Raw genomic sequence first — 4,724 nt, forward strand, 5'->3', positions numbered from 1 at the left:
CGAGAGTCTCTCCGAGTTCATAAGACTCCATCCGGGATCCTTCAAGGTCTTGGAGGCCGTGCTGCAGCAACAGAGATTCACCCACGCGCAGCTCATACACTTCTTCTTCGATGTTGTCAAGATGAACTCCATGAATATCGACTCGATCTATCAGTACGCGCTATTGAACATGGACCATGATCGAAACCTGCTGAGGCAATGTGAAAAGGCCCTGAGAGAACTCACCGCTGAAATGTCGTTGTCTGAGCTGAGGAGAAGCGACAAGGAGGAACACAGGAGAATGGTCGTGGCTGTCTTCAAGATGGCGGTCAGCAAGCATGCTGAGAAGATAACCGACAACCCTGAGATGCTGAGACTCCGTGTGTCTGACCCAGTTTTCAAAGAGTCCTCGTATAGACTGTCGGATTATGTCATCCACAGGCTCAGATTGAATGACCTGCTTGGATGCACGGATCTACCAGCATTGTTAAAATCGAAGCGGGCTCCTCGGGATAACAAGGGGATGCACGGCGACTACGCCAAAAGGAAGGTTGTAGAGGTTCTTGAAAGAAACGGTTTCCTGAACATTGATACCATCTTGAACCAGAAGGGCTTGAGGACACTGAAGAGTGACGTCAGTGTGCAGCTGGGCGGCGAACTACCACGAGGCAAGCTGTTCTGTACGGAAAGATATGTGGAAGGGGTAGTCAAACCCAAAGAAATGAAGCCCAAGAAGTTCGATGTGATCATCCTGTCGGGGGCTAAGCCTAGGCATCTCTTCGAGGTCAACTTCTACACAACCACTGGTACGAAGATAGGGATCAATGAGGGCGAATATGTCGATATGAGTCAAGCCATTGACAAGATAAAGGAATATGAATTCCACTGGATAACGGATGGGAACTACTGGCTTTCTCCAGGAGGACGCGAAAGGTTTGTTAGGCTCTCATCACAATTCGGAAGCATCTACAACATCAATACCTTTGAAGCCAGCCTGAATAGGTTCTCCTGATTGCCTGGGCCTTTCAGGGGGTCATAGCAGTTCAGATGCTATCGAATGCAAACCGCAATCTGGCTGATCCTTTAACACGTCAGCAAGAACAACCAGAGAGGAATCATCAGCACCTTGCCATCGACTCCTAGTCTTCTCTTGGTAAGGAGGATCCCGCATTTGCACCCAGGATTCTCGGCCAAGAACAAGTTCAACGCCTTCAGGTCGCCCTTGTCGATAGTCTCTCTGAATCTGACGTCGAAGGGGATTCCCATCCTTCTCATATCGACGATAATATCGACCTCGTTCCCAGACCTGTCCCGCCAATAGTACATGCGAGGCTCTCTAGTGGGCTGCATGCAGAAGGCTAGTCTCTTGATGTGGTCGTGCGCCACAGCTTCCGCGCACCTGCCAAGCTCAACCGAGTTCTCGGGAAGCCGTTCGTTGAGCAGCCCCAAGATCGCGTTCCTTACCCCGACGTTGGCGACGTAGATTTTCCTCGCCTTCGGGAGGCTCTTGTACAGCGACCCGGAGTAAGCGTACGATACCGATACGAGATACACTGCCTCAAGGTGGGACAGATACCGCTCGACGGTTCTGAAGTTCAATCCTAGTGTGTCGGACAGTGTGTTCGATGCCACGATGTTCCCGGAGCTCTGAGAAAGCACAGCCATCAGCTTCTCGATCTTCTGGGGTTCCCGATTCTTGAAGACGCGCATGACATCCTTGTAGATTGACAGGTCGACTGAGGTAACGATAGCCTGAGCGCACTTGGTGAAGTCCGTGACTCCAAGGTTCTCCGGATATCCGTCCTTGACGAGGTAATCCAGGAGGATACCTTGGATCTCGTCCTCCAGGTTCGCAAGAGCATTGAAGGCATCGTTGTATGTTCTCCATAGGGACTTTATACTGCCCTTCGACAGGAAATCCTCAAATCCCTTCCTCATGAGTCCAAGGGACGCTTCCTTTATGCGATCGCTGTCCTTGTTCAGATCGTGGCATACCACGTCAACGAACTTCATCTGAAGCATGAGGTGCCTGTCTATTCTGCCCACGAGCGATCTCGCTGCTTCTGCGATGATCTCCGGAGAACTCGAGCCCGAAAGGATAACCTTTGTATTCGTCCTCCGGTCGAAATGCCCCTTCATGACCTTTCCCCACTCCGGAAGCGAGTAGACCTCGTCAAGGAAGATGTAGACACGCTCTGTCAGATTCTCGAGTGATTCCTTCAGGATGGTTTCTGTGTACGCCCTCAAGATGTCCTCGAAAGGACGATCAAGATCGGCTAGAAGATAGGGGTAGTCGAAGCTCACGAAGAGGACGCGCCTCGGCTCCACTTTCTTTGCTGACAGAAGCTCGTCGATTATCTGGTACATGACTGTCGTCTTGCCAGCCCTCCTCGGGCCGGTTATGACCAGAATTCTTTCATCGGCGAGCTTGTCCCTCAGAGGATAGAAATCCCTTCTTCGATAGGGACATAGGAGTGGACTAGGAACCTTTCCCGCGGACCACCACGGGTTCTGATTGGCGAGCGCCCTTCTGATCCTGTCGAGAGGAACTTCATTCTGATTCATATTGTACTATAATGCAATGTTTGTATATCAATCTTATGCATTATGATGCAATATACTGTATGCATGTAATGCAAATTGTCACGAGGCAGGTCCCCTGTGACTCTTCCGTCGGTCATGATCCACTGCGAGGATTGTCTGCAGGGGTCGACCTAGGAGGACTAGATCCTGCCCCGCGATTCATGGGTTCCCTGTCAGCAAGCCTACCTCGAAGCGATCAGGAGCTACTACGCGCGGAAGACTCTCCAGACCATGGAGCGAGGCTTCAGGACGATCCACAAGGCCTTCCTTGAGTTGAGGAAGGATGGCAAGGTTAGGACGATGAATCCTCGGAAGATGACCAAGGACGACATCGCCGCCTTCATGGAATGGATGAGGACCAGGAAGACGAGGCACGGCATCAGTCTCGCACATGCCACTCAGGCCAACTACATGAACTACCTCAATGGGTTTCTGCGGTTCCAGAACAACGGAGTGATTGATCAGATGAGGAAGCTGCATTATGTGCGCTTTCCTCAGAAGGTGTCTGCCGAGGTCAGAGTACTGCCTGAGTCACGGGTCGAGGAGATACGCTCGAAACTGAGAACGATGCCAGGGTACGAAGGCGCCGTGGCGCGGTTCATGGTTGCGATGTACGCGTATTCAGGACTCAGAAGGTCTGAACTTCGTCGAGCCAGGCTGGAGGACCTAAGCATCGACACCTGGACCATCGTAGTGGCTCATCCCAAGGGTGAGAGCAGCTGGGCTGTTGCGTCTCCCGCCCGGATATTGCACCCTGCCCGTGAAACGGTGGTCGAGTTCCTGGCAGAACGAAATCGGTATCTGGCTAACGCTGGAATCGAGTCATGCGAGGCTTTGGTGCCAAAGGTCACCGATGGCGTCGCAGATTACTGGACCGATGGGATGTGGGGCAAGGTCAAGGCACAAGCTGAGAGGTGCTCCGGGATCAGGTTCCGGATCCAGACCCTACGAGCGACATTTGGGCAAATGTGTATCGATTGGGGCGGCCGTCCCGATGCGGTCTCCAGGGCGCTTAGACACCAGACTACGCGAACGACCGAGCTCTACTACGCGAGGATACGGCCCGACCATGCTTTTCGTCTTCTCGATCAGGCTTACGATTCCGCTCATCGGGAGAAGAGGTCTGTACCAGAAACCGCTGATTGAGAAAAAGCCAGCTAGTCCGGTGTGCAGGGAGCCGGATTTGAACCGATGATTTCGCGAAAGCTGTTTCAGGATAGTTGATTGCATGTAGGAAATGTTTCCGAAAGTCAGCGTCTGCACGATCTGGACGCCGTTTCTCGTTTTCGTTTCGTCATGTTCAAACTATAATTGAAGCCAGGACCAGGCGTCTCTGCATGATGCATGTAGTGTCGCCATTCAAATAGGTCGGACCTCGTGAGCTGCGGTGACGGAAGTGCTTAAGTATGGATCGAGCAATGGTAATCATCGATGCCTTCGACCAGGGGTGCTGACAAGGACATGCTCTCGAAAGACAACTACCTGGGATATATGAACGCCGACCTGAGGCCGTACGTCGGGGAGTGGATCGCTATCTGCAACGGGAAGGTCGTGTCCCACGATCCGAGCTTCAAGAAGGCCTACGAGATGGCGAAGAAACGGTATCCCTCAAAGAGGCCGCTCCTGACGAGAGTGCCCGATCAGGACACGATGGTCTTCTGACGGAACGCTGCTCATGAACTTCAAGTACAAGGCGCTGCCTCGAAAAGGAGGCCCTCCGAGGAAGACGCCGACAATCCCGGTGACGTTCATCGGCCCTTCTGACACGGTGGAGATCATGGCGATCCTCGATTCTGGAGCGGACATCTCAGTGCTGCCGCTGGAGGTCGGCCAGCTGCTGGGCCTCGACCTCACGAAGGACAAAGGTCCTTGCGGCGGAATCGGTGGCGAGGTCGAGACCGCAGAGGACCATGTGCGAGTGAGGGTCTTCCAGGGACACGAGAACTACTCCTTCGACATCCCAGTGAAGGTCGTCCTTGACCCAGAGTCCAACATCCCAGTGCTCATCGGGCGTGAAGGGTTCTTCGAGGAGTTCGAGATCACTTTCGACGAGCGGAGGGAGCGAATATCGCTCAAGAAGGTCGCGAAGGACTAGGGTAGCTCCTCAGGATTCGGTCTTCTGCAATCGGCCGCGCGGTGGCTGCCTCCTGTCATGCCTTTAC

General features: G+C 53.2%; 5 protein-coding genes. 4 read left to right on the top strand and 1 reads right to left on the bottom strand.

Going from position 1 to position 4,724, the window contains the following annotated elements; genetic code table 11:
- Nucleotides 1-49 precede the first annotated feature (49 nt).
- The gene (locus tag KJ653_03340; protein ID MBU0684868.1) at nucleotides 50-991 is read left to right on the top strand and encodes a type II restriction endonuclease; all 942 of its coding nucleotides are present in this window, start codon (nucleotides 50-52) and stop codon (nucleotides 989-991) included.
- Between the two features lie 71 nt (nucleotides 992-1,062).
- On the opposite strand, the gene KJ653_03345 is transcribed toward KJ653_03340, so the two are convergent.
- Entirely contained in the window at nucleotides 1,063-2,544 is a 1,482-nt protein-coding gene (locus KJ653_03345; protein ID MBU0684869.1) for an ATP-binding protein, read from the bottom strand.
- 249 nt (nucleotides 2,545-2,793) lie between these two features.
- Between KJ653_03345 and KJ653_03350 the strand changes: the two genes are divergently transcribed.
- The 3 genes from KJ653_03350 (at nucleotide 2,794) to KJ653_03360 (ending at nucleotide 4,657) form a co-directional block, all read left to right on the top strand.
- Nucleotides 2,794-3,708 (top strand): tyrosine-type recombinase/integrase, encoded by a 915-nt coding sequence (locus KJ653_03350; GenBank protein ID MBU0684870.1) that lies wholly within the window; start codon nucleotides 2,794-2,796, stop codon nucleotides 3,706-3,708.
- A gap of 285 nt (nucleotides 3,709-3,993) precedes the next feature.
- Complete coding sequence (locus KJ653_03355) at nucleotides 3,994-4,224, top strand: succinyl-CoA synthetase subunit alpha (protein MBU0684871.1); 231 nt, start codon at nucleotides 3,994-3,996, stop codon at nucleotides 4,222-4,224.
- A gap of 13 nt (nucleotides 4,225-4,237) precedes the next feature.
- Nucleotides 4,238-4,657: a retropepsin-like domain-containing protein gene (locus KJ653_03360; protein ID MBU0684872.1), complete on the top strand. Its 420-nt coding sequence runs from the start codon at nucleotides 4,238-4,240 to the stop codon at nucleotides 4,655-4,657.
- The last annotated feature ends 67 nt before the right edge of the window (nucleotides 4,658-4,724 follow it).

This window comes from Candidatus Thermoplasmatota archaeon, assembly GCA_018814355.1.
GTDB lineage: Archaea > Thermoplasmatota > Thermoplasmata > UBA10834 > UBA10834 > COMBO-56-21.